We start from the raw sequence: 20,758 nt of genomic DNA on the forward strand, positions 1-20,758 counted from the left end.
ATACTTCTGTGTATACTTGTCGCCATGCCAGGGGTGGGGCATGAGTGAGCATAACAGTGACGCATATAAGGCCTGGGGGAGTGCCGTCGGCGACCTGGCCGAAAAGGTGAACCTGCCGCAACGCCTGTTGCGTTTCGGCATCACGCCGCTGACCCGCGACAACCTGCGGCTGGTAAGGCCGATCCTGCATCAGCATCTGAACGGCATCACCGGCCGCTTCTATGATTTCGTGCAGCGTTTCCCGGAAGGCAAGGCAATCCTGGCCAAGCATGACACCGTGAAGCTGCGCCATCGCCAGCAATCGCATTGGGACATGGTGTTCGATTGCCGCTTTGACCACGAGTATCTGGTCAATGCGCTCGGCATCGGCCATGCGCATTACCGCGCCAAGGTGCCGCCGCCGCTTTACATGGCCGGCTACAATTTCTTCCTTGGCGACCTGCTGCGCCTGGTCGCCACCGAATACAAGGGCAGCGACATGGCCGCGGCCGCCTCCTCGATCACCCGGGTGGTGAATCTGGACATGTCGCTGGCGCTCACCGCCTTCATGGTCGACAGCCTGCTGGGCGGCGAAGCCACCTGACCAGCGGAACCCGCGCGACGATTACGCCGCGCGGGCTGTTTTGACTTTACGCCGCCTGCTTCAGCGTACCGCGCAGCTTGGCCTGCTCGGCAACGCGCTGGCCGAGATGGCGCGCGGTGGCGAGGTCGCTCCGGCTCGGCCCCTTGTCCGGGCCTTCATCGGCATTCGACTGCGCCAGCGCGCCGAGGAAGCCGCCCAGCCGGTTGAGGTCATCCGGGCTGCCCTTGGAATTGTTGTTGCCCGGCAGCAGGCCGAGGCTGACCCAGAGCATGCCATGCTGGGCGGCATAGGTAGCGAGCTGCACCAGGGTGTTGAACTTGTCGCCCGACTGCGAGGCCGAATTGGTGAAGCCGGCGGCCAGCTTGTCCTTCCAGGCCTGGCCGAACCACGCCTTCGACGACCAGTCCATGAAAGTTTTGAACGGCGCCGAGACCGAGCCCATATAGGTCGGGGCACCGAAGATGATCGCGTCAGCCGCGTTCAGCGCCGCCTCGTTGGCTTCCGCCTCGGCCACCGGCACCAGCAGGGCCTTGGCACCCGGCACGGCATTCACGCCCTCGGCCACGGCCTCGGCCTGGCGCTGGGTGTGGCCGTAACCACTATGATAAACAATGGCAATCGCCGTCATGACAGGCTCTCCTGGGAGTCATTTGCTAGAATAGTTACTCGAAGTAACCAGCATTGACATAGCAAGCCCGTTGCAATAGTAAAGTAGGTACCTTTTAGTAACCAGGTGAGGGAGTGGTAAGCCATGCACCCGTCCCAGCGCATCACGGCTAAGCAGATTCAGGACGCACAGAAATATGCGCCGGAAAAGGATGCCAATGACCGCTTGGCCTGCCCGATGGACCAGCTGCTGCGGCTGCTGATGGGCCCCTGGACCACCTACATTCTCTGGGTGCTGCGCAATGAAGGCCCGACCCGCTTCGGCGCGCTCAAGCGCCTGGTGCCGGGCGTCTCGGCCAAGGTGCTGACCGAGCGGCTGCGCATGCTGGAGCAGCATGGGCTGGTGCATCGCGCCTATGAAGCGACGATCCCGCCGCAGGTCACCTATAGCCTGGCCGGGCGCGGCGAGGAACTGAACGGCGTGCTGCAAACCCTGGCCGATATCGCCATCCGCTGGCGCCGGGAAGAAGACGCCGAAGCCACCGCCAAGGCGGCGGAGTAGGCTCAAGCGTTGCCAAGCAACAAAAAAGGCCGCCCGGTTGGGCGGCCTTTTCGTTTGGACTGCGAACAGCCCGGAATGATTAGCGCGAGTAGAACTCGACCACGAGGTTCGGTTCCATCTTCACCGGATACGGCACGTCGGCGAGCAGCGGCACACGGGTGAAGGTGGCGCGCAGCTTGGCCTTGTCCATATCGATGTAGTCCGGCACGTCACGCTCGGTGGAAGCCAGGGCTTCCTGCACCAGCAGCATGTCCTTGCCCTTGCCGCGCACTTCGATCACATCGCCCACCTTGATCTGCATCGAGGCGATGTTGCAGCGGCGGCCGTTGACCAGCACATGACCATGGTTGATGAACTGACGCGCCGCGAACACGGTCGGCACCAGCTTCATGCGGTAGACCACGGCGTCGAGGCGACGCTCAAGCAGGCCGATCAAATTCTCCGAGGTATCGCCACGGCGGCGGATGGCCTCGAAATAAGCGCGGCGGAACTGCTTCTCGGTGATGTTGCCGTAGTAGCCCTTGAGCCGCTGCTTCGCCATCAGCTGCACGCCGTAATCGGTCGGCTTCTTGCGCTTCTGGCCATGCTGACCCGGCGGATAGGCGCGCTTGTTGATCGGGCTCTTGGCGCGGCCCCACAGGTTCTCGTTCAGGCGGCGGTTAATCTTGTACTTGGACTCAATACGTTTTGTCATAGGTGATCCTGATCGGCGCATGGGCGGACGGCAGCCACGACGACCCGTTCCATGCAAGGAATGCCAATCGCCCCGCTTGAGGGGAGCGGGGAGGGCGGGCGCATCATAAGGATTGAACACCCGTCGTCAAGACCGGATTCGACCGCCCGCTTCAGCCCGGCGGGACGCGATGCGGCGGCACATAAAGCAGGGCATATGGAGGCAGGGCGTGGCGCAACCAGAAGATTAAAATCTTTCCGGCAACAATCGCCAGTCACAATGCCAGATACTGGCACAACCTTAGAAGGCATTGGAATACAACATAAATTTTGCGCAAACGCCGCTCCGCTGACGCATCGGCGGTGGCATACTGGGCGGCGGCGATCACAGCCGCACGGCCAGAAATGGCCGAATTTTTAGGCAGGGGGGTGAAATATGCTGTCATTCGGCAACTGGCGGATTCTCTACAAGGTAATGGCCCTGGTGCTGCTGATGGCGGCGGCCACCGCCACGCTCGGCGTTATCGCCATCCGCGGCCTGATCGCCCTGACCGAGCTGGAAGATGCTGCCGGCACCGCCAGCAGCGTCGCCACCACGGCGGCGCGCTCGGGCCAGAACATGCTGCGCATGAGCCGGGGCGAATTCCGCATCGCCGCGCAGCCGACCCCGGAAAACCTGCAGGTGATGGGCCAGCGGGTGCAGGACGAGGAAAAGGCCTTCCGCGAGCGCCTGGCCGAGATGCGCAAGAATCCCGATGCCGAACAGACCCGGCTGCTGGCCGAGATCGACACCCAGTACCAGTCCTACAGCCGCGAACTGGCCACCACCTTCGCCAGGGCGCGCGAGGTGATCGGCAAGCTGCCACCGGCCGAGGCCCAGGCCGCCCTGGTGGCCGAGGCGGTATCCAGCGTGGTCTTCGCCGACCGCTTCGAGCAGCCGTTGCGGCAATTCATCGACTATTCCGACAAGCGCGCGGATAGCCTATCGCGCGAGGCTCATGCGCTCGCCGAGACGACCCAGCGCACCCTGATGATCACGCTTTCGGCGGCGGTGGCCGGCAGCCTGCTGATCGGCTTCCTGATCGGCCGCGCCGGTATCGCCGGGCCGATCGGCCGCGCGGTGCAGAATCTGCGCGACCTCGCCCAAGGCCGCGTCGATGTCGATATCTACGGCAATGGCCGGGGCGACGAGATCGGCGATGTCGCCGGTGCCATGCAGGTGTTCAAGGACAACATCATCGAGAAGCAACGCGCCGATGCGGCGCTGGCCACCGAACGCGCCGAGGCCGACCGCCAGCGCGCCGAACGCGAGGCGCGCGAAGCCAAGGCGGCCGCCGAAATCGCCGATCTCTGCGGCCGCGTGGTGGCCGGCGACCTCGACAGCAAGCTCGAAACCGCCGACAAGGACGGCTTCCTGCTGCGCCTGAGCCAGCAGCTCAACGAACTCTCCGGCACGCTCGGCACCATGATGCGCGAACTGGATGGCGTGATGGGCGGCCTGGCGCGCGGCGACCTCTCCAATACCATCACCGGCAATTACCAGGGCGTATTCGGTCGCCTCAAGGACAGCACCAACACCACCGGCGACACCCTGCGCCAGCTCGCCCGCCGCCTCAACGAAACGGCGCACCAGGTGCAGAACGCTTCCGCCGAAATCTCCACCGGCAGCCAGGATCTGGCGCAGCGCACGGAAAGCCAGGCCGCCAGCCTGGAAGAAACCGCCGCCTCGATGCAGCAGATCACCACCACGGTGAAGCAGAACGCGGATAACGCCCAGGCGGCAAACCAGCTGGCCAGCACGGCGCGCGATACCGCCGAGCAGGGCGGCCGCGTCGTCGCCAGCACGGTGGAGGCGATGAGCGGCATCGAGCAGAGTGCCGGCAAGATTTCCGACATTGTCGGCCTGATCGACGAGATTGCGTTCCAGACCAACCTGCTGGCACTGAATGCCTCGGTCGAGGCCGCCCGCGCCGGCGAGGCCGGGAAAGGTTTCGCCGTCGTCGCGCAGGAAGTGCGGGCGCTGGCGCAGCGTTCGGCCAATGCCTCGCGCGAGATCAAGGCGCTGATCAGCCAGTCCAACGGCCAGGTCAAGAACGGCGTCGGGCTGGCCAGCCAGGCCGGCAGCCAGCTCGGCGAGATCGTCGCCGCGATCAAGAAAGTCTCGGATATCGTCGCCGAAATCGCTGCCGCTTCGGCCGAACAGGCCACCGGTCTGGATCAGGTCAATACCGCCGTCGGCAACATGGACGAGATGACCCAGCGCAACTCTGCCCTGGTGGAGGAAACCTCCGCCGCCGCCCAGGCGCTGGCCGGGCAGGCGCGCGAACTCGCCGATGCCGTGTCGTTCTTCAAGCTCGGCGGCAGCGATGCGCCGCGCATGGCAGCAGCAGCCCCGGTGGCGGTGGCGGTGAAGCCTGCGCCAGCGAAACCCACACCTGTGAAACCCGCAGCGCCCAAGCCCGCCGCCGCAGCGAAACCGGTGGCCGCCATGAAACCGGCGGCCAAGGCGCCTCCGCCGCCTGCCCCAGGCCCAGGCCCAGGCCCAGGCGCTGATGAAGACGACTGGAAGGAATTCTAAGCCTCAAGCCTCGACAGCCGGAGACGTGCCGCGTTGAATGCGGGTTCCTGAATCGCCAGAGGAATCCGCATGCTGCTGCATCTCTGCACCTGGGCCGAAGTCGAAGCACGGCTGGAAAAGTCGCGCGGCATCATCATCCCGATCGGCTCCACCGAGCAGCATGGCCCCAATGGCCTGATCGGCACCGATGCGATCTGCGCCGAGGTTTTCGCCAAGGCAGTGGGCGAGGCGGCTGATGCCCTGGTGGCGCCGACCATCGCGGTGGGCATGGCGCAGCATCATCTCGGCTTTTCCGGCTCGATGACGCTCAGGCCCTCCACGCTCATCGCGGTGATCCGCGACATGGTGCAATCGCTGCGCGTGCACGGCTTCGAGCGCTTCTTCTTCCTCAACGGCCATGGCGGCAATGTCGCCACCGTCACCGCCGCCTTCTCGGAAATCTACGCCGAGGCCTCGCTCCAACCCGGCCTGCCCAACACCCCTGGTCTGCGCTGCACCTTGCAAAACTGGTACGATGCCGGCGCGGCGCGGCAGCTTTCGCGTGAACTCTATGGCGCCCAGGAAGGCAGCCATGCCACGCCGAGCGAGGTTTCCGTGACCTTCCACGCCTACCCGGAAGCGATCAAGCAGGCCGTGCTGGATCCGCCGGTGGCGCCATCGGGCCGCTTCACCGATGCCGCCGATTACCGCCGCCGCTTCCCCGATGGCCGCATCGGCTCCAATCCCGGCCTGGCCAGCGCCGCCGATGGCAAGCGCATCATGGACGCCGTGGTGCCCGAACTGGCCAGCGCCTACCGCGCCTTTGTTGCCGCGCCATAAAACGCTGGCGCGTGCTGCACCTGCGTTGCAGGCTGAAACGGTGTGACGGCGGTAACATCCGCTAACACAAATTTACCGCTTGCCTCGGAATCGCCCCATTCTGGTCATGGCCTTGCCGCGTGTGCGCGCTAATTCCCTCCGCACAGGAAGAGAGCAAGGCCAAGGTTGGCTTGGCCGACAGAGGAGGCGGATATGGCAATGGACTTCTACAGCGACGGCACCCTGCGTGAACCGAGCCTCAAGGACATGCTGGCCGATCCGATCACCAAGGCGGTGATGCGGCGCGACGGCGTCGAGGAAACCAAGCTGGTCGCCCTGATGGCGCGCCAGCGCCAGAGCCTGCTGGAACAGGGCCGCCTCGGCGGCAACTGACCGGATTGGCCACCGACCGCACAAGCCAAGGTCACGAGGCTTCCACCCGAAAACACGTCACCCTCGCGCCAGCCCTTCGGGCCTGTGCGCCCACGAACGCCTTTGGCGTTCGCGCGCTTACAGAGGGTCCTATTTACGTTACATAATGGCATGCCCGCTTTCGCGGGCATGACGCATTTTATTTAAAAAGCCGACTCGTGGATGGCCCGGCCAAGCCGGGCCATGACGAATAGGGAAACCCTACTCGCCTTCGCGCTTCAGCATGCGGCCGAGCTGGCGGCCGCCGAAGATATGCATGTGCAGATGCGGCACTTCCTGATTGGCGTTGACGCCGCAATTCGACACCAGGCGGTAGCCGCCTTCCGCCGCACCAACCAGACGCGCGGTATCGCCGATCGCCTTGGTGTAATCGGCCTGCTCTTCTGCGGAGGCAGCGGCCGTGAAGTGATCGAAATCGGCATAGGCGCCTTTCGGGATCACCAGCACATGCACCGGCGCCAGCGGGTTGATGTCATGGAAGGCCAGCGCATGCTGGGTCTCATACACCTTCTTGCATGGAATCTCGCCGCGCAGGATGCGGGCGAATATGTTGTTGGGATCGTAATTGGCCATGGTTTCCTCCGGGGGTCTGGGGTTTCTTATTTTTTGAAGTCTAGCTGGCGGGGCGCGACTTCTTCTCGTCGACGCCGGACTGGCCTTCGCGGCGCTGCAATTCGGCCCAGACCTCGGTGGGCGTGACGCCGCAATCGGCCCACAGCACCAGCAGGTGGAACAGCAGGTCGGCGCTCTCGCCGATCACTTCGTCGCGGTCGTTGAGGGCTGCGGCAGCCAGCGCGGTTTCCACCGCTTCCTCGCCCACCTTCTGCGCGATCTTGGCCCGGCCGCGCGAGAACAGCTTGGCGGTATGCGAGGTTGTGGGGTCGCCGCCCTTGCGGCTGAGGATCAGGCCATAGAGCCGATCCAGCACCGCCACCGATTTTTCCATCTCGCTCATCCCGCCCCTCGCTTTAAGCCATCCACTCTAGACCAGGCGCCCTAGGCCATCCGCATCGGCAGGCCCGCTGCCGCCATATGTGCCTTGGCCTGGGCAATACTGTATCGCCCGAAATGGAAAATCGAGGCCGCCAGCACCGCCGAGGCATGGCCCTGGCGCACGCCATCAACGAAATGATCCAGATTGCCGACGCCGCCCGAGGCGATCACTGGCACCCGCACAGCATCGGAGACGGCGCGGGTCAGCGCCAGGTCGAAACCCTTCTCGGTGCCATCGCGGTCCATCGAGGTGAGCAGGATTTCGCCGGCGCCATACTCGGCCATGCGCCTGGCCCAATCCACCGCATCCAGCCCGGTGGCATTGCGGCCGCCATGGGTGAAGACTTCCCACTTGCCCGGCGCCGTCGCCCGCGCATCGATGGCAACGACGATGCACTGGCTGCCGAATTTCTCGGCTGCCTCGCGCACGAAATCCGGGCGGTTGACGGCGGCGGTATTGATCGAGGCCTTGTCGGCACCGGCCAGCAGCAGCTTGCGCACATCTTCCACCGCGCGCACGCCGCCGCCGACGGTGAGCGGCATGAAGCAGCGTTCCGCCGTGCGCGCCACCACATCGAACAATGTATCGCGGGCATCGGACGACGCCGTGATGTCGAGGAAGGTGAGTTCATCAGCGCCGGCGGCATCATAGAGCGCTGCCTGCTCCACCGGATCACCGGCATCGCGCAGGTTGACGAAATTGACGCCCTTGACGACGCGGCCATCCTTCACGTCGAGGCAGGGGATGACGCGGACCTTGAGGCTCATGCCGCCACTCCACGGGCGGCGATCTTGAGGGCAGCCGCCGGATCGATGCGGCCGGCATAGAGCGCGCGGCCGAGGATGGCACCATCGATTGGCGCACCCCCATTCATCAAACTGGCGGCCTTCAGCTTCTCGATGTCTTCCACCCCGGCAACGCCGCCCGAGGCGATCACCGGGATCGGCACGGCACGCGCCAGCGCGGCGGTGGCTTCGACATTGACACCTTTCAGCAGCCCGTCGCGGTCGATATCGGTGTAGACGATGGCGGCGACACCGGCATCGACAAAGCGCCGCGCCAGATCGGTGGCGGCGAGTTCGCTGGCTTCCGCCCAGCCTTCCACGGCAACCTGGCCGCCGCGCGCATCGATGCCGACAACGACCTTGCCCGGCCAGCGTTTCGCCGCGCGCTTCACCAAATCCGGATCGCGCACCGCGATGGTGCCGAGGATGACGCGGGTGATGCCGGCATCAAGCCAGGCTTCGATGGTGGCTTCATCGCGGATGCCGCCACCAAGCTGGATCGGCAGGCTGATCGCCTGGCGGATGGCGCGCACCGCGGCAGCGTTCATCGGCTTGCCGGCAAAGGCGCCATCGAGATCGACCAGATGCAGCCAGTTGAAGCCGGCCGCCTGCCATGCCGCCGCCTGGGCGGCGGGATCGGTGTTGAACACCGTGGCGCGCGCCATGTCGCCCTGTTCGAGCCGCACGCAGGCGCCGTTCTTGAGATCGATGGCGGGATAGAGATTCATGGCACCAGCCGCTTGCTGTAGAAATAGCCCGGCACCGAGGCGCCGTTCACCATGGCGTAATGCGGCTTCTCGCCCCAGCGCACGAAACCGCAATCCTCGGCCAGCTGCGTCGCCGCGCTCTGGGTGGCGCGCATGTCCACATCCACCTGCATGTAACCCTGCTTCAGCGCCGCCGCCTCCACCGCCGCCAGCAGGCCGCGCGCCAGGCCATGGCCGCGCGCCCAGGGCGCGATGAAGAAGGTAGTGAGCTGCACCGCATGGGCCTGGGCTTCGTTATTCGGCGGCGGGCGCAAAAGCTGCGTCGAGCCGACAATGGCGCCATCCAGCCGGGCCACGAACAGATCGCGCTGCGGCATCAGCAGCACGCCGCGCCAGTATTTCTCCAGCACATGGCGCGACGGCACGCTGAGCCAGCCGAAGCCGCTGCCATCCAGGATCGCCTTCTCGGCAGCAGCGCAGAGTTCGTCGATGGCTTCTTCCGAGAGAGCCGTGACCTGTTCGACGCGGGTGATCGGCTGCGTGTTCATGGCGTCCAGCGCAGGAAGTTGGCGAGCAGGCGCAGGCCGGTGGCCTGGCTCTTCTCGGGATGGAATTGCGTGCCGACCATGTTGGCGCGGCCGAGCATCGCCGTTACCGCGCCGCCATAGTCGACATTGGCCAGCAGATCGGCGGGATCCGCCGGGCTGAAGGCATAGGAATGGACGAAATAGGCATGGTCGCCATCCTTGATGCCATCGAGCACCGGATGCGGCCGCAGCAGCTGCAGCTGGTTCCAGCCCATATGCGGAATCTTCAAGGCGGGATCGGCGGGCTGCATGATCTCGACCGCGCCGCCGATCCAGTCGAGGCCGTTATGCTCGCCATATTCGCGGCCCACACTGGCCATCAGCTGCATGCCGACGCAGATGCCGAGGAACGGCTTCTTGTGCTCATGCACTTCACGGTTCAGCGCATCGATCATGCCAGGCAGCGCGGCGAGGCCGGCATAGCAATCGGCGAAGGCGCCGACACCGGGCAGCACGATGCGGTCGGCGGCGGCAACATCGGCCACCTTGTCGGTGACGCTCAACTCCAGCGGCAGCGCATTGTCGCGCGCGGCGCGCTCAATGGCTTTCGCTGCCGAGCGCAGGTTGCCGGAGCCGTAATCGATCAGGGCGACGCGCATGGTCAGATCAACCTCGGTAACGCGGAGAACGAACCGCCCGCATTCATCGGCACTGGCACGGTGGTCACTGCACTTACCGGGGCCGCCACAGGACGACTGTATTCGGCCCTGTGATCTTCGGCAGCGTGGCGATAGCGCAACTCGGCCTCCAGTTCATCCGCCGCCGCGACCACGACCACCAGCGTCCAGCCGCCGCGCTCCAGCGTCCAGCGGCGCAAGCCGGCACCACTGCAACCGAACAGATAGGCCAGCGCCGCACCGATGGCCAGATCGGCGGGATCGGCGATATCGATCATTTCCAGCAGCACGCCGAGCGGCAGCATCAGCAGCAGATAGCCGAGCAGGCCAAGCCAGAGCCGGTGCCAGATCAGCCAGAACGGCGTCAGCAGGGCCGCGCCCCAGCTGAAGCGCGAGGCAATCAGCCGGATATCATCGCCGCCGGTGGAAGCCCCAGGACGCTCATGGACGGTGAAAAAAACCATTGCCGCCTCAGAGCGTACCCTTGGTGGAAGGGATGGCGTGGGGGCTGCGCGGATCGGCGCTGATCGCCTGGCGCAAGGCGCGGGCCAGCGCCTTGTAGCAGCTCTCGACGATATGGTGGTTATTCTCGCCGTAGAGATTTTCCACATGCAGCGTCAGGCCGGCATTCTGCGCGAAGGCCTGGAACCATTCCTTGAACAGCTCGGTATCGAAATCGCCGAGCTTCGGGCGGCTGAAATTCACCTTCCAGATCAGATACGGCCGGTTCGAGGCATCGAGCGCGACACGGGTCAGCGTCTCGTCCATCGGGATGGTCGCCTCGCCGTAACGCTGGATGCCGGCGCGGTCGCCCAAAGCCTGGGCCACGCATTGCCCGATGGCGATGCCGGTATCCTCGGTGATGTGATGAAAGTCGATATGGATATCGCCCCTGGCCTGGACTTCAAGGTCGATCAGGCTGTGGCGGGAAAGCTGTTCCAGCATGTGATCGAGGAAGCCGACCCCGGTGGAGACGGCATATTTGCCGGTGCCATCCAGGTTGAGGCTGACCGCGATCTCGGTTTCCTTGGTCTTGCGCGCCACGCTGGCCTTGCGCTCGGCCATGCTGCTCTCCTTAAGGCTCGGGCGGCGGACACAAGCGGTCGCCGGGCCCATTCGCTCGCCGCGCGGTATAGCAGGAAGCGTCCGCACCTGCCAGCACGCACTTATCGCCCTACCGGCAGCATTGCCGCCACCGCCAGGGCCAACTGCCATGCTGCCTGCGGCCTGTCGTCGCAGGGTAAAATAACCGTCTGTTATTAATCGCTTATGACGGGGTTATGACCGAATTTTTAGGTTCCGGGAGATTGCGGTTGGACTAGGATACCCCCATCTAACGTACAGCGTCGGTTGCATGACTTGGGTGTGTTCTGCATCTCACAGTCGCTAATTCCGGTTTTCCGCCCGTCTGACGACTTGGCGGTGACCCGGCAGCCGAAGCTGGCTACTGTCCCAGCCCATTGCCGGCGCCTACCCCGGCTGATGGCTTACCCTTTAAGGAGTGGAGGCGAGACCATGATGCGCAAACCGAACCCCTATGATGCCCATGTCGGCGCCCGGCTCCGCGCCTGCCGCACCCTGGCCGGTTTCAGCCAGGAGCGCCTCGGCCACGCGGTGAGCCTGAGCTTCCAGCAGATCCAGAAATACGAGAAGGGCCTGAACCGCATCGGCGCCAGCCGGCTGCAGCAGTTCTCCCAGATTCTCAATGTGCCGCCGTCCTATTTCTTCGAGGACATGCCGGGCATCGACCAGCAGGCGCAGCCCGGCGGCGAAATCGCCGCTCCAGGCGAGATCGACCAGGAGCGTTCACCGGTTTCGCGGCGCCAGGCACTGGAACTGGTGCGCAATTTCGGCCGCATCTCCGATGGCGTGGTGCGCGACCGGATTTTCCAGCTGATCAAGGCCGCCGCCCATTCTTATGGTGAGGGCGAGGAAGCCGAAGCCGGCCAAGCCCCTGGAATCCCGGCCCCCGGCATCAACGATTAATCCCGGCCTGATCCAGGCCACTACTCATGCGGGCTGGCGCCTCAAACGGTGCCGGCCCGATTCGTTTTTGCGAAATAGTGAATATTCCATTGATCAAGTTGACCTAAATCCGCTGAAAGGCGCTTGACCGCCCCCCGGTTTCACCCGTAATTTTAGTATCAGGGTAAGCCGTCTGGCCGGGTTCCACATGCTTGGCCGTTTTCATTGGGGGATTTCGTGATCCGCAAACTCGTTCTTGGCCTGGCCGTTTCCGGCCTCATGGCTGCCGCACCGGCCTTTGCCGCTTCCGACGTCTCCAACTCGGGTAGCGTGGCGAACCAGGCGGTGACTGCCGTCGCCGCGCCGATCGCCTCGGCGCAGACCGCCAGCCTGATCAGCGGCGCCATCGGCGGTGCCCTCTCGGGCGGCTTTGGCGGCTTCACTGGCGGCGGCGGTGGCGGCTTCTCGCCGGGCGGCGGCGGCGGCGGCTTCTCGCCGAGCGGCGGCGCTACTCCGGGTCCGACCAGCTCTCTGGGTCAGCGCGATTCCGGCCGCGCGGCCGGTTCCGCCGACAAGAAGTTCGGCGCCTGGATGCAGGGCAGCTATGCCTCGATCGAGAACAGCCAGGCTGGCCTGCAGATGGACGGCAACGTCTATAACCTGGTTGGCGGTATCGACTACAAGCTGAGCGACCGCGCCCTGATCGGCCTCTCGCTGAGTTATGAGAACCTCGACCTGACCACCACCTTCAACACCGGCAGCACCAAGTCGGACGGTCTCTCGATCATCCCGTATTTCGGCTTCAAGCTGAACAACACCTGGAGCTTCGATGCTTCGGGCGGCTACGGCATGCTGAACTACGACGTGACCCGCACCAACAACACGATCCGCGGCTCCTATGACGCGGAACGCTGGTTCGTTTCGGGCAACCTGAACGGCGCTTACGCCGCCGGTCGCTGGCGCTTCCTGCCCACCGTTGGCGTGATGTATCTCGAAGAGAAGAGCGACGCCTACACCGAATCGAACGGCACTGCGGTGGGTACGGCCACCACCAAGCTGGGCCGCCTGTCGTTTGGCGGCAATGTCGGCTACGCCTTCAACAACGTGATGCCGTATGTGAAGGTGGTTGGCGAATACGACTTCGAGAAGAACGCGCCGGTGGCCATCGGCAACGGCACCTTCTCGAATGACGACAAGCTCGGCGCCCAGCTCGGCCTCGGCATCAACTTCTTCGGCTCGAACTCGATCTCGGGCAATGTGGAAGCCGCCTATCTCACGGCCGGCCGCCAGGACCTCGATGTCTGGACCGTGCTGGCCCGCCTGCGCACCACCTTCTAAGCCACAGGCTTCAGCTTAAAGCGAAGGGCCAGACCGCAAGGTCTGGCCCTTTTCGTTTGCGCGAAACGGTCTAGCTACTTCGCCAGCCTGGCCGCCATTTGCTGCGCCTGTTCACGGGCCAGCCGCGCGGCGCGCAGGCGGTCGGTTTTGGCCTGCTGCGCGCCAAGCTCACTGTCGATGATTTCCCTGGCAACCCTGGATGTGGTGTCGCGGGTCGACTCGGTACGCGTCGGCACCGGTTTGAAAAGCTTCGTCTTGGACAGGTGATCCATGGTCAGGCTCCTTCGCGAAAAACATCCCGGTAGAAAAACAAAAAGGCCGATCATCTCGGCCTTTTCATTCTATTCAAGCATCAGATGCAACAGGCCCGCGACTTCCGTCACGGGCCGAGGCGCATCAGGCCGCCTGCAGGTTCTCAGCGGCGCTCTTGCCGTTGCGGCGGTCGATCACGACCTCGAAGTTGACCTTCTGGCCTTCGTTGAGGCCACGCATGCCGGCGCGCTCGACGGCCGAGATATGCACGAACACATCCGGCTGGCCATTATCCTGCTGGATGAAGCCGAAGCCCTTGGTGGCGTTGAAAAACTTTACGGTTCCGGTGGTCATGACGATTTTCCTTTCAAATCGACGTGAGGGATCGCCGTCTGACTGCGTGCCAGACGTTGCGACATATTCGACATTGGGAGGAGAGATCGTCAGAACGCCGGGGCAAATAGATAAAGCCGAGACGCAGAAACAAAATTCGTCAACAAGATCGATGCCTTGTTACATAGGCCTTATAGCGCGTGATTACAAGGTCAATCTGGCCGACGCTGTGAAAGCACGCCGCCCGGCCTGATACCCAAAGGCCTCACGCACTTGCCAGATCGAACGGGATCGCGAGATCGCTTTTCAGCAATGATGTGCCGGTGAGACGCGCCACGCCATCCTCGTCATGCCAGGGCAGGATCAGGCGCTGATAGCGGCGGCGGCGCGGATCGTGGTCCGGCGCCTCGACGATGGCATCGATGTCATCCAGCGTCGGCGCGCCGTTCTGCTCAATGGCTTGATAGGCGCCGGCCACCCAGGCGCCATAGGCGCGGTCGGGCTGTTCGGCCAGCGGCCGGCCGGTGAGGCGGTCCATCATGAAGCTGTCGTAGAGCGTGAAGTCGTTGCCGGTATGCAGCACATGCAGCGGCGCGCGCTCGGCCGGCCGGCCCACCGTCACGGTGCGGTGCTCAAGCCCGCTTGAGCGCAGGAATTCCCGCACGCGCGGCCCCAGACGGCCGCCCTGCTCGCGCCATAGCGCATGCAGCCTGGTGAGGCCGGCGGCGGCGCGGCGCTGCCATTCTTCCTGCGCATGATTGTGGCGGATGAACAGATCGCGCTGGCGCGGCTCGCGCAAGGCAGCCAGCTGGCCGAGGCGGTTTTCCAGGACGGCGCACTCGCCATGGATTTCCTCGGTCCAGCCCGAAGCGAAATAGACCAGCGCCACCGGGCGGCCGGGCCGCGCCTCCCGCAGCACCGGGCGCAGCACCTCGATCTGCTGCGGCGACAGCATGCCGGCGCGGAATTGCAGAAAGCTGGCTTCCGGCTGGTGGATCAGCCAGACATAGCCGAGATTGCGCAGCGCATAGGCCGGAATATCGATATCGGCGGCATCGCGGCCGAACTTTGCCGCCAGGGCCAGCGACGGCCAGCGCCACCATTTGCCAGCCGGATCGATCAGATAGCTCATCCCGGAAAACCCATTCCTGAAAGCCATCCCTGGCCAGCACAGGCTGTAAGCTGCGCATCAACAACAGTAAGCCGACGCCACCCCGGCGGGCAATCGCTGTCTCTACGTCAAGGCGCGAAATATTTTTTGAATCAGGATGTTAGCGCGCAGCGGGGTATCCTGCCAAAGTTTCCGCAACTTTCATGGGAATTCCACCCTGCCCAACCGGCCCGGGTGCTGCCGGCCCGGCGGAGCTGGAAACAGCCGCTTGCAGCCGGGGCCTTGCCCCCCTACATCAAGGCCTTCATCGCCAGTGTGTAAGGAGCCCCATGCGCGACGACAGCAATTCCCCCGCCTCCTGGCATGGCACCACCATCGTGGCGGTGCGCAAGGGCGGCCAGGTGGTGGTGGCCGGTGACGGCCAGGTCAGCCTGGGCCAGACGGTGATCAAGGGCAATGCACGCAAGGTGCGCCGCATCGGCGCCGGCGGTGCCGTGCTGGCCGGGTTTGCCGGCGCCACCGCCGATGCCTTCACCCTGCTGGAACGGCTGGAAAGCAAGCTGGAGCGTTTTCCCAATCATCTGGAGAAGGCCGCCGTTGAACTGGCCAAGGACTGGCGCACCGACCGCTACCTGCGCCGCCTGGAAGCCATGATGATCGTGGCCGATGCCAAGAGCCTGCTGGTACTGACCGGCAATGGCGACGTGCTGGAGCCGGAAGACGGCATTGTCGGCATCGGCTCCGGCGGCAATTACGCGCTGGCCGCCGCCCGCGCGCTGAAAGACCGCGACGACATGGATGCCGAAAGCATCGCGCGCCGCGCGCTCGATATCGCCGCCGATATCTGCGTCTACACCAACCGCAACGTGACGGTGGAAAAGCTATGACCTCGTTTTCACCGCGTGAGATCGTTTCCGAACTGGACCGCTACATCGTCGGCCAGGGCGAGGCCAAGAAGGCGGTGGCGGTGGCCCTGCGCAACCGCTGGCGCCGCCAGCAATTGCCCGAGGCTTTGCGCGAGGAAGTGCTGCCGAAGAATATCCTGATGATCGGCCCCACCGGCGTCGGCAAGACCGAGATTTCGCGCCGCCTGGCGCGGCTGGCCGGCGCCCCCTTCATCAAGGTGGAAGCCACCAAGTTCACCGAGGTCGGCTATGTCGGCCGCGATGTCGAGCAGATCGTGCGCGACCTGCTGGAAGTCGGCATCGCCATGGTGCGCGAGCGCCGCCGCAAGGATGTGCAGGCGCGCGCCGAACTGGCCGCCGAGGAACGCCTGCTGGATACCCTGGTCGGCGACAAGGCCAGCGTCGAGACGCGGCAGAAATTCCGCAAGCTGCTGCGCGAGGGCGAACTCGACAAGCGCGAGATCGAGATCGAGCTGGCCGATGGCGGCGGCGGCGGCCTGCCGATGTTCGAGATTCCAGGCATGCCCGGCGCCCAGATGGGCATGGCCAACCTGCAGGACATGCTGGGCAAGGCTTTGGGCGGCGCCCGCCGCAAGCCGCGCAAGACTACTGTTGCCGATGCCATGCGCCTGCTGATCGCCGAGGAAAGCGACAAGCTGCTGGACCAGGAGCATGTGGTGAAGGAAGCCATCACCGCCGTGGAGCAGAACGGCATCGTGTTCATCGACGAGATCGACAAGATCTGCGCCCGCAGCGAATATCGCGGCGGCGGCGATGTTTCCCGCGAGGGCGTGCAGCGCGACCTGCTGCCGCTGATCGAGGGCACCACGGTTTCCACCAAGCATGGCCCGGTGAAGACCGACCATGTGCTGTTCATCGCCTCGGGCGCCTTCCACATCGCCAAGCCTTCCGACCTGCTGCCGGAATTGCAGGGCCGCCTGCCGATCCGGGTGGAACTGAAGGGCCTGACGGCGGAGGATTTCAAGCGCATCCTGACCGAGCCGGAAGCCAGCCTGCTGAAGCAGTATATCGCCCTGCTGGGCACCGAGCAGGTGACGCTGGATTTCACCACCGATGCCATCGACGCCATCGCCGAGTATGCCGCGCAGGTTAACGAGGGCGTGGAAAATATCGGCGCCCGCCGGCTGCATACAATCCTGGAGCGGGTGGTGGAGGAAATCAGCTACACCGCCAGCGACCATCCCGGCCAGGTGGTGCGGATCGATGCCGCCTATGTCACCGACCGCATCGGCGAGCTGACCCGCAACACCGACCTGAGCAAGTATATCCTGTGATCGGAAAATAGAGACGTCATGGCCCGCTTCAGGCCATGACTATCCGGTATAGCTTTGCGGGAATAGCCGCTGACAAAAACCGTCATGCCCTGCGCAGGCAGGGCATCCACGAGTTCCTATTGTTTCAATCCATTAAGGAAAACTCGTGGATGGCCCGGCTGAACCGGGCCATGACGCTGGAGAGGTAACAACCAGCCGGGTGGCTTGCATGACCCGTCCAGGCGGGGTGTAGTATGGGGCATGCCGCGCAAGGGCTTCGACAGACTGCCGAACACCGCCGCCGGCGGGCTCGGCGGAGGCTCGCCCGAAGAGGGCATGGCACGCCGCATCACTTTTTCCTATGTCGTCGGCCTGGCCTTCATCGCCCTGCTGGCCTTCTGCCTGCATCTGCTGCTCGACAGCGTGATCGCGCGGCAGAATGATGCCGCCAGCATCATCAATGTCGCCGGGCGCCAGCGCATGCTGTCGCAGCGCATCGCGCTGGCCGCCAATACCCTGGTGCTGCATGACGATGGCGATGCCCGCACGCTGTTGCAGGAAGCCATGCAGCTTTTCGAGCGCTCGCATCGCGGCCTGCTGCAGGGCGATGCCGAACTCGGCATCGTGAACCGGCCATCGCGTGCCGTGCTGGCGCTCTACGAAGGGCCGCAAGGCGCCAATGCCAGCATCCAGGCGTTTCTTGCCGATGCCCGGCTGGTGGCCGCCAGCCTGCGCAACGATGCCGAGATCGAAGCCGCGCTGCATCGCCTGACCAAGCTCGCCACCGGGCGGCTGCTGGATCAGCTGAACGAGATCGTGGCCCGCCATGAGGCCGAAACGCGCGAGACGGTGCGGCAATTGCGCAATATCCAGATCGCGTTGCTGGTGGCCATCGTGCTGGCGCTGATTGCCGAGGCGGTGTTCGTGTTCCGCCCGCTGGTGCGGCGCATCAGCGGTTACATGAACGAACTCTATTCGCTCGCCACCATCGACGCGCTGACCCGGCTGATCAACCGCCGCCGCTTCATGGAGCAGTTCGCGCATTTCCAGGCGCTCGGCGCCCGCACCGGCCTGCCGCTGTCGCTGGTGGTATTCGATATCGACCATTTCAAGCGCATCAACGATGGCCATGGCCATGCCGCCGGTGACCGCGTGCTGGTGGCGGTGGCAGCGATCGCGCGTGCCAGCTGCCGCTCGACGGATCTGGTGGCGCGGCTGGGCGGCGAGGAATTCGCCGTGCTGCTGCCCAATACCGGCAGCCAGGGTGCGCTGATGCTGGCAGAGAAGCTGCGCGCCGGGCTGGCACGGGCCGAGATTACCGAGGACGGCATCGCCATCCCGGTGAGCGCCAGTTTCGGCATCGCCGAAGCCTTGGCCAGCGAGACGCCGGAGGAGATCACGCGCCGCGCCGACATGGCGCTCTATGCCGCCAAGCAGCAGGGCCGCAACCGCGTGGCCCTGGCGCCGACATGAACAAGCTGGCTTCAACATAAAACGCAAAAAAGGGAGAGTTCGGTATGGGTGAGTTGACGGGCAAGGTGGCGCTGGTGACGGGTTCATCGGCCGGCGTCGGTGCCGCGACGGTGAAGAAGCTGGCAGCCAAGGGCGCCAGTGTGGTGGTGAATTATTCCAAGAGCCGCGGCCCGGCGGAAGCGGTGGCAGCAGCCTGCGAGAAGCTCGGCGGCAAGGCGTTACTGGTGCAGGGCAACGTGGCCGAGGATGCCGATTGCCGCCGCCTGGCGGATGAAACGCTGCAAGCCTTCGGCCGCATCGATTACCTGGTGAACAATGCCGGCACCACCAAATTCATGGCACACCGCAATCTCGCAGGCCTGTCGGCAGAGGATTTCCACGCCATCTACGCGGTCAACACCATCGGTCCGTTCCAGATGGCGCGTGCCGCCGAGAGCGCGCTCCGCGCGGCGCGCGGCGCCATCGTCAATGTATCATCCGTTGCCGCGCTGCATGGCAGCGGTTCATCCATCGCCTATGCCGCTTCCAAGGGTGCGCTCAACACGCTGACGCTGAGCCTTGCCCGCGTGTTCGGGCCGGAAGTGCGCGTCAACACCATCTGCCCCGGCTTCATCGAAGGCGAATGGCTGAAAAACGGCATGGGCGAGGCGGCCTATGAAGCAGCGCGCGCCAACTGGCGCGGCAATGCCGTGCTCGGCAGCACCAACACGCCGGACGATATCGCCGATGCGATCCTGATGTTCCTGCTGCATGCCACCAATATCACCGGCCAGATCCTGGAAGTGGATAACGGCATGCATCTGGCGCAGCCGCGTCCGGCGCCGGCGAAGACTTAGCCTCAATCCTCGCGCAGCAGCTTCAGCAATTGCCGCAGCCGGGCATCGTCGAGCTTGCCGATGCGCGTTGCCAGTTCATTGGCCAGCAGGGTGGCGCGCGGGCTTAAACCCGCTGTGTCGATGGTGATGCGCGGATGCGAGCGTTTCGCCAGATCGGCCAGCGCCTCGGCATCGTCCCAGATGATGTTGAAGTAGCCGCAGATGCGCTGAATGAACAGCCAGCTCGGGCGGCCGCGATGGCCATGTTCCAGTGCCGAGAGATAGGCCGCCGAAACGCCGAGATCGCTCGCCATCTGCTTCAGGGTGAGGCCACGCGCCTGGCGCAGCTGCCGCATGCGGGCGCCGAATGGTGTCATGTCGCCGCGCTTTTCCGGGGAAAGAGCATCATCACGCAGAGATGTAGGAGGCTGGGCCAGCCGATACCTTGCGGCATCGCGGCATCAGCCTATAGTTGGCCGCATGGGAAGGCAACGGCAGCGAACACCCGGCATCTGGGTGAACCGCTTCCGGCGCGTGCCGGTGCTGCTGGCCGCGCTGCTCTGCCTTGTATCCGCCATCCAGATTCCTGTTGCCCGCATATCCGCGGCCCATGCCGCCGATATCATCGTCGGCTTCCGCGTTGTGGCGCCCTATGTGATCGAGGCCGATGATGGCCGGCTGTCGGGCCTGGAATTCGAGATCGTGCGCGATGTGCTGCATCGTGCCGGCCACGGCCTGCAGCCGCGCCTGCTGCCGCTGGCAAGACTGGCGGAGGATTTCCGCCGCGGCGCGTTGCCGGCCTTCACCCCGGCGGCGCCGGCGATGAACCTGCCCGGCTGCCTCAGCGATGTGGTTTTGGTTTATGAGAATATCGGCCTGTCGCTGGCCGAGCGCGATGTGGCGGCGGACAGTATCGCCGGTCTGCGCGGTCTGCGCCTGCTCGCCTTTCAGAATGCACGCAGCCTGCTGCCCGGCATCGAGGAAGCGATAGCCGGCGCGCGCACCGAGTATGGGGAAACGGCGAACCAGATGCTGCAGGTCCGCGCGCTGTTCTCGCAACGCGCCGATGTCATCCTCGGCGAGCGCCGCATTTTCCGCACGCTGATCGCTGCGCCGGAAAGCCATGTCGATGCGCAGAAGCCCTTGCGCGAACATCGCCTGTTTCCGCCCAACCCCTACCACGTCGCCTTCGCCAGCAGGGATCTCTGCGATGCCTTCAACCGCGCCCTGGCGAGCTTCCGCGCCAGCGGCGATTACGACCGCCTGATGCAGCGCTACGACCCGGTGCCGCAGGCCCGCGACGACCGCCGCCGCCGCAGCGGCGCCATCGAGCCGCCGCGCCAGAACAGCTGAGCAAAAAACAGCCAGCTT

26 protein-coding genes are annotated in these 20,758 nt (G+C 64.7%); 12 read left to right on the plus strand and 14 right to left on the minus strand.

Annotated elements, in window-relative coordinates:
- The first annotated feature begins 40 nt into the window (after positions 1–40).
- Positions 41–583, plus strand: a complete 543-nt coding sequence (locus ACQY7X_RS06930) for a protoglobin domain-containing protein (RefSeq protein ID WP_428249125.1) — start codon at positions 41–43, stop codon at positions 581–583.
- Between the two features lie 46 nt (positions 584–629).
- Here the strand turns inward: ACQY7X_RS06930 and ACQY7X_RS06935 are convergent, their stop codons facing one another.
- Positions 630–1,211, minus strand: a complete 582-nt coding sequence (locus ACQY7X_RS06935) for a flavodoxin family protein (protein WP_428249126.1) — start codon at positions 1,209–1,211, stop codon at positions 630–632.
- A gap of 123 nt (positions 1,212–1,334) precedes the next feature.
- Here ACQY7X_RS06935 and ACQY7X_RS06940 point away from each other — a divergent pair, with 123 nt between their 5' ends.
- Positions 1,335–1,751 carry a winged helix-turn-helix transcriptional regulator gene (locus ACQY7X_RS06940; protein WP_428249127.1) on the plus strand — a complete coding sequence of 139 codons (417 nt, stop codon included), beginning with the start codon at positions 1,335–1,337 and terminating at the stop codon, positions 1,749–1,751.
- Between the two features lie 79 nt (positions 1,752–1,830).
- Here the strand turns inward: ACQY7X_RS06940 and rpsD are convergent, their stop codons facing one another.
- Complete coding sequence (gene rpsD, locus ACQY7X_RS06945) at positions 1,831–2,445, minus strand: 30S ribosomal protein S4 (RefSeq protein ID WP_428249128.1); 615 nt, start codon at positions 2,443–2,445, stop codon at positions 1,831–1,833.
- A gap of 414 nt (positions 2,446–2,859) precedes the next feature.
- Between rpsD and ACQY7X_RS06950 the strand changes: the two genes are divergently transcribed.
- The 3 genes from ACQY7X_RS06950 to ACQY7X_RS06960 all read left to right on the plus strand — a co-directional run bounded on the left by ACQY7X_RS06950 (position 2,860) and on the right by ACQY7X_RS06960 (position 6,192).
- Positions 2,860–5,001 carry a methyl-accepting chemotaxis protein gene (locus ACQY7X_RS06950; RefSeq protein WP_428249129.1) on the plus strand — a complete coding sequence of 714 codons (2,142 nt, stop codon included), beginning with the start codon at positions 2,860–2,862 and terminating at the stop codon, positions 4,999–5,001.
- A 69-nt stretch (positions 5,002–5,070) separates the two neighbouring features.
- Complete coding sequence (locus ACQY7X_RS06955) at positions 5,071–5,820, plus strand: creatininase family protein (protein ID WP_428249130.1); 750 nt, start codon at positions 5,071–5,073, stop codon at positions 5,818–5,820.
- Positions 5,821–6,012: 192 nt separating this feature from the next.
- A complete protein-coding gene (locus ACQY7X_RS06960; protein WP_428249131.1) occupies positions 6,013–6,192 on the plus strand; it encodes a hypothetical protein in 180 nt (59 codons plus the stop codon).
- Between the two features lie 240 nt (positions 6,193–6,432).
- Here the strand turns inward: ACQY7X_RS06960 and ACQY7X_RS06965 are convergent, their stop codons facing one another.
- The 8 genes from ACQY7X_RS06965 to hisB are packed head-to-tail and all read right to left on the minus strand — an operon-like array spanning position 6,433 to position 10,986.
- A complete protein-coding gene (locus ACQY7X_RS06965) occupies positions 6,433–6,804 on the minus strand; it encodes a histidine triad nucleotide-binding protein (protein ID WP_428249132.1) in 372 nt (123 codons plus the stop codon).
- A gap of 40 nt (positions 6,805–6,844) precedes the next feature.
- Positions 6,845–7,177, minus strand: a complete 333-nt coding sequence (locus ACQY7X_RS06970; RefSeq protein ID WP_428250040.1) for a phosphoribosyl-ATP diphosphatase — start codon at positions 7,175–7,177, stop codon at positions 6,845–6,847.
- Positions 7,178–7,227: 50 nt separating this feature from the next.
- Positions 7,228–7,992, minus strand: a complete 765-nt coding sequence (hisF, locus tag ACQY7X_RS06975) for an imidazole glycerol phosphate synthase subunit HisF (protein WP_428249133.1) — start codon at positions 7,990–7,992, stop codon at positions 7,228–7,230.
- Positions 7,989–8,738, minus strand: coding sequence for a 1-(5-phosphoribosyl)-5-[(5-phosphoribosylamino)methylideneamino]imidazole-4-carboxamide isomerase (gene hisA / locus ACQY7X_RS06980; RefSeq protein ID WP_428249134.1), 750 nt, complete (start codon positions 8,736–8,738; stop codon positions 7,989–7,991). The genes hisF and hisA overlap by 4 nt, the downstream gene beginning before the upstream one ends.
- On the minus strand, positions 8,735–9,265 hold the full coding sequence (locus tag ACQY7X_RS06985; RefSeq protein WP_428249135.1) for an N-acetyltransferase family protein: 531 nt from the start codon (positions 9,263–9,265) through the stop codon (positions 8,735–8,737). The genes hisA and ACQY7X_RS06985 overlap by 4 nt, the downstream gene beginning before the upstream one ends.
- The gene (gene hisH, locus ACQY7X_RS06990; protein ID WP_428249136.1) at positions 9,262–9,903 is read right to left on the minus strand and encodes an imidazole glycerol phosphate synthase subunit HisH; all 642 of its coding nucleotides are present in this window, start codon (positions 9,901–9,903) and stop codon (positions 9,262–9,264) included. Before hisH ends, ACQY7X_RS06985 begins: the two co-directional genes overlap by 4 nt.
- A gap of 2 nt (positions 9,904–9,905) precedes the next feature.
- Complete coding sequence (locus tag ACQY7X_RS06995) at positions 9,906–10,385, minus strand: DUF2628 domain-containing protein (RefSeq protein WP_428249137.1); 480 nt, start codon at positions 10,383–10,385, stop codon at positions 9,906–9,908.
- Positions 10,386–10,392: 7 nt separating this feature from the next.
- Positions 10,393–10,986 (minus strand): imidazoleglycerol-phosphate dehydratase HisB, encoded by a 594-nt coding sequence (hisB, locus tag ACQY7X_RS07000; RefSeq protein WP_428249138.1) that lies wholly within the window; start codon positions 10,984–10,986, stop codon positions 10,393–10,395.
- 450 nt (positions 10,987–11,436) lie between these two features.
- Between hisB and ACQY7X_RS07005 the strand changes: the two genes are divergently transcribed.
- Both ACQY7X_RS07005 and ACQY7X_RS07010 read left to right on the plus strand, forming a co-directional pair.
- Entirely contained in the window at positions 11,437–11,907 is a 471-nt protein-coding gene (locus tag ACQY7X_RS07005; RefSeq protein ID WP_428249139.1) for a helix-turn-helix domain-containing protein, read from the plus strand.
- Between the two features lie 216 nt (positions 11,908–12,123).
- The gene (locus ACQY7X_RS07010; protein WP_428249140.1) at positions 12,124–13,224 is read left to right on the plus strand and encodes an autotransporter outer membrane beta-barrel domain-containing protein; all 1,101 of its coding nucleotides are present in this window, start codon (positions 12,124–12,126) and stop codon (positions 13,222–13,224) included.
- Between the two features lie 74 nt (positions 13,225–13,298).
- Here ACQY7X_RS07010 and ACQY7X_RS07015 read toward each other — a convergent pair whose 3' ends face one another.
- From ACQY7X_RS07015 to ACQY7X_RS07025, 3 genes are all read right to left on the minus strand, one after another.
- Positions 13,299–13,496, minus strand: coding sequence for a hypothetical protein (locus tag ACQY7X_RS07015; RefSeq protein WP_428249141.1), 198 nt, complete (start codon positions 13,494–13,496; stop codon positions 13,299–13,301).
- 124 nt (positions 13,497–13,620) lie between these two features.
- The gene (locus ACQY7X_RS07020; protein ID WP_428249142.1) at positions 13,621–13,830 is read right to left on the minus strand and encodes a cold-shock protein; all 210 of its coding nucleotides are present in this window, start codon (positions 13,828–13,830) and stop codon (positions 13,621–13,623) included.
- Positions 13,831–14,074: 244 nt separating this feature from the next.
- Entirely contained in the window at positions 14,075–14,941 is an 867-nt protein-coding gene (locus ACQY7X_RS07025; RefSeq protein ID WP_428249143.1) for a hypothetical protein, read from the minus strand.
- Positions 14,942–15,249: 308 nt separating this feature from the next.
- On the opposite strand from ACQY7X_RS07025, the gene hslV reads away from it, so the two are divergent.
- From hslV to ACQY7X_RS07045, 4 genes are all read left to right on the plus strand, one after another.
- Positions 15,250–15,807, plus strand: a complete 558-nt coding sequence (gene hslV / locus ACQY7X_RS07030; RefSeq protein ID WP_428249144.1) for an ATP-dependent protease subunit HslV — start codon at positions 15,250–15,252, stop codon at positions 15,805–15,807.
- On the plus strand, positions 15,804–17,120 hold the full coding sequence (gene hslU / locus ACQY7X_RS07035) for an ATP-dependent protease ATPase subunit HslU (protein ID WP_428249145.1): 1,317 nt from the start codon (positions 15,804–15,806) through the stop codon (positions 17,118–17,120). The genes hslV and hslU overlap by 4 nt, the downstream gene beginning before the upstream one ends.
- 240 nt (positions 17,121–17,360) lie before the next feature.
- Positions 17,361–18,572 (plus strand): diguanylate cyclase, encoded by a 1,212-nt coding sequence (locus ACQY7X_RS07040; protein ID WP_428249146.1) that lies wholly within the window; start codon positions 17,361–17,363, stop codon positions 18,570–18,572.
- 44 nt (positions 18,573–18,616) lie between these two features.
- Positions 18,617–19,408: an SDR family NAD(P)-dependent oxidoreductase gene (locus ACQY7X_RS07045; protein WP_428249147.1), complete on the plus strand. Its 792-nt coding sequence runs from the start codon at positions 18,617–18,619 to the stop codon at positions 19,406–19,408.
- Between the two features lie 2 nt (positions 19,409–19,410).
- On the opposite strand, the gene ACQY7X_RS07050 is transcribed toward ACQY7X_RS07045, so the two are convergent.
- The gene (locus ACQY7X_RS07050; protein WP_428249148.1) at positions 19,411–19,764 is read right to left on the minus strand and encodes a helix-turn-helix domain-containing protein; all 354 of its coding nucleotides are present in this window, start codon (positions 19,762–19,764) and stop codon (positions 19,411–19,413) included.
- 139 nt (positions 19,765–19,903) lie between these two features.
- Between ACQY7X_RS07050 and ACQY7X_RS07055 the strand changes: the two genes are divergently transcribed.
- Positions 19,904–20,740 carry a substrate-binding periplasmic protein gene (locus ACQY7X_RS07055; RefSeq protein ID WP_428249149.1) on the plus strand — a complete coding sequence of 279 codons (837 nt, stop codon included), beginning with the start codon at positions 19,904–19,906 and terminating at the stop codon, positions 20,738–20,740.
- Positions 20,741–20,758 lie beyond the last annotated feature (18 nt).

The organism is Ferrovibrio sp., assembly GCF_965278975.1.
GTDB lineage: Bacteria > Pseudomonadota > Alphaproteobacteria > Ferrovibrionales > Ferrovibrionaceae > Ferrovibrio.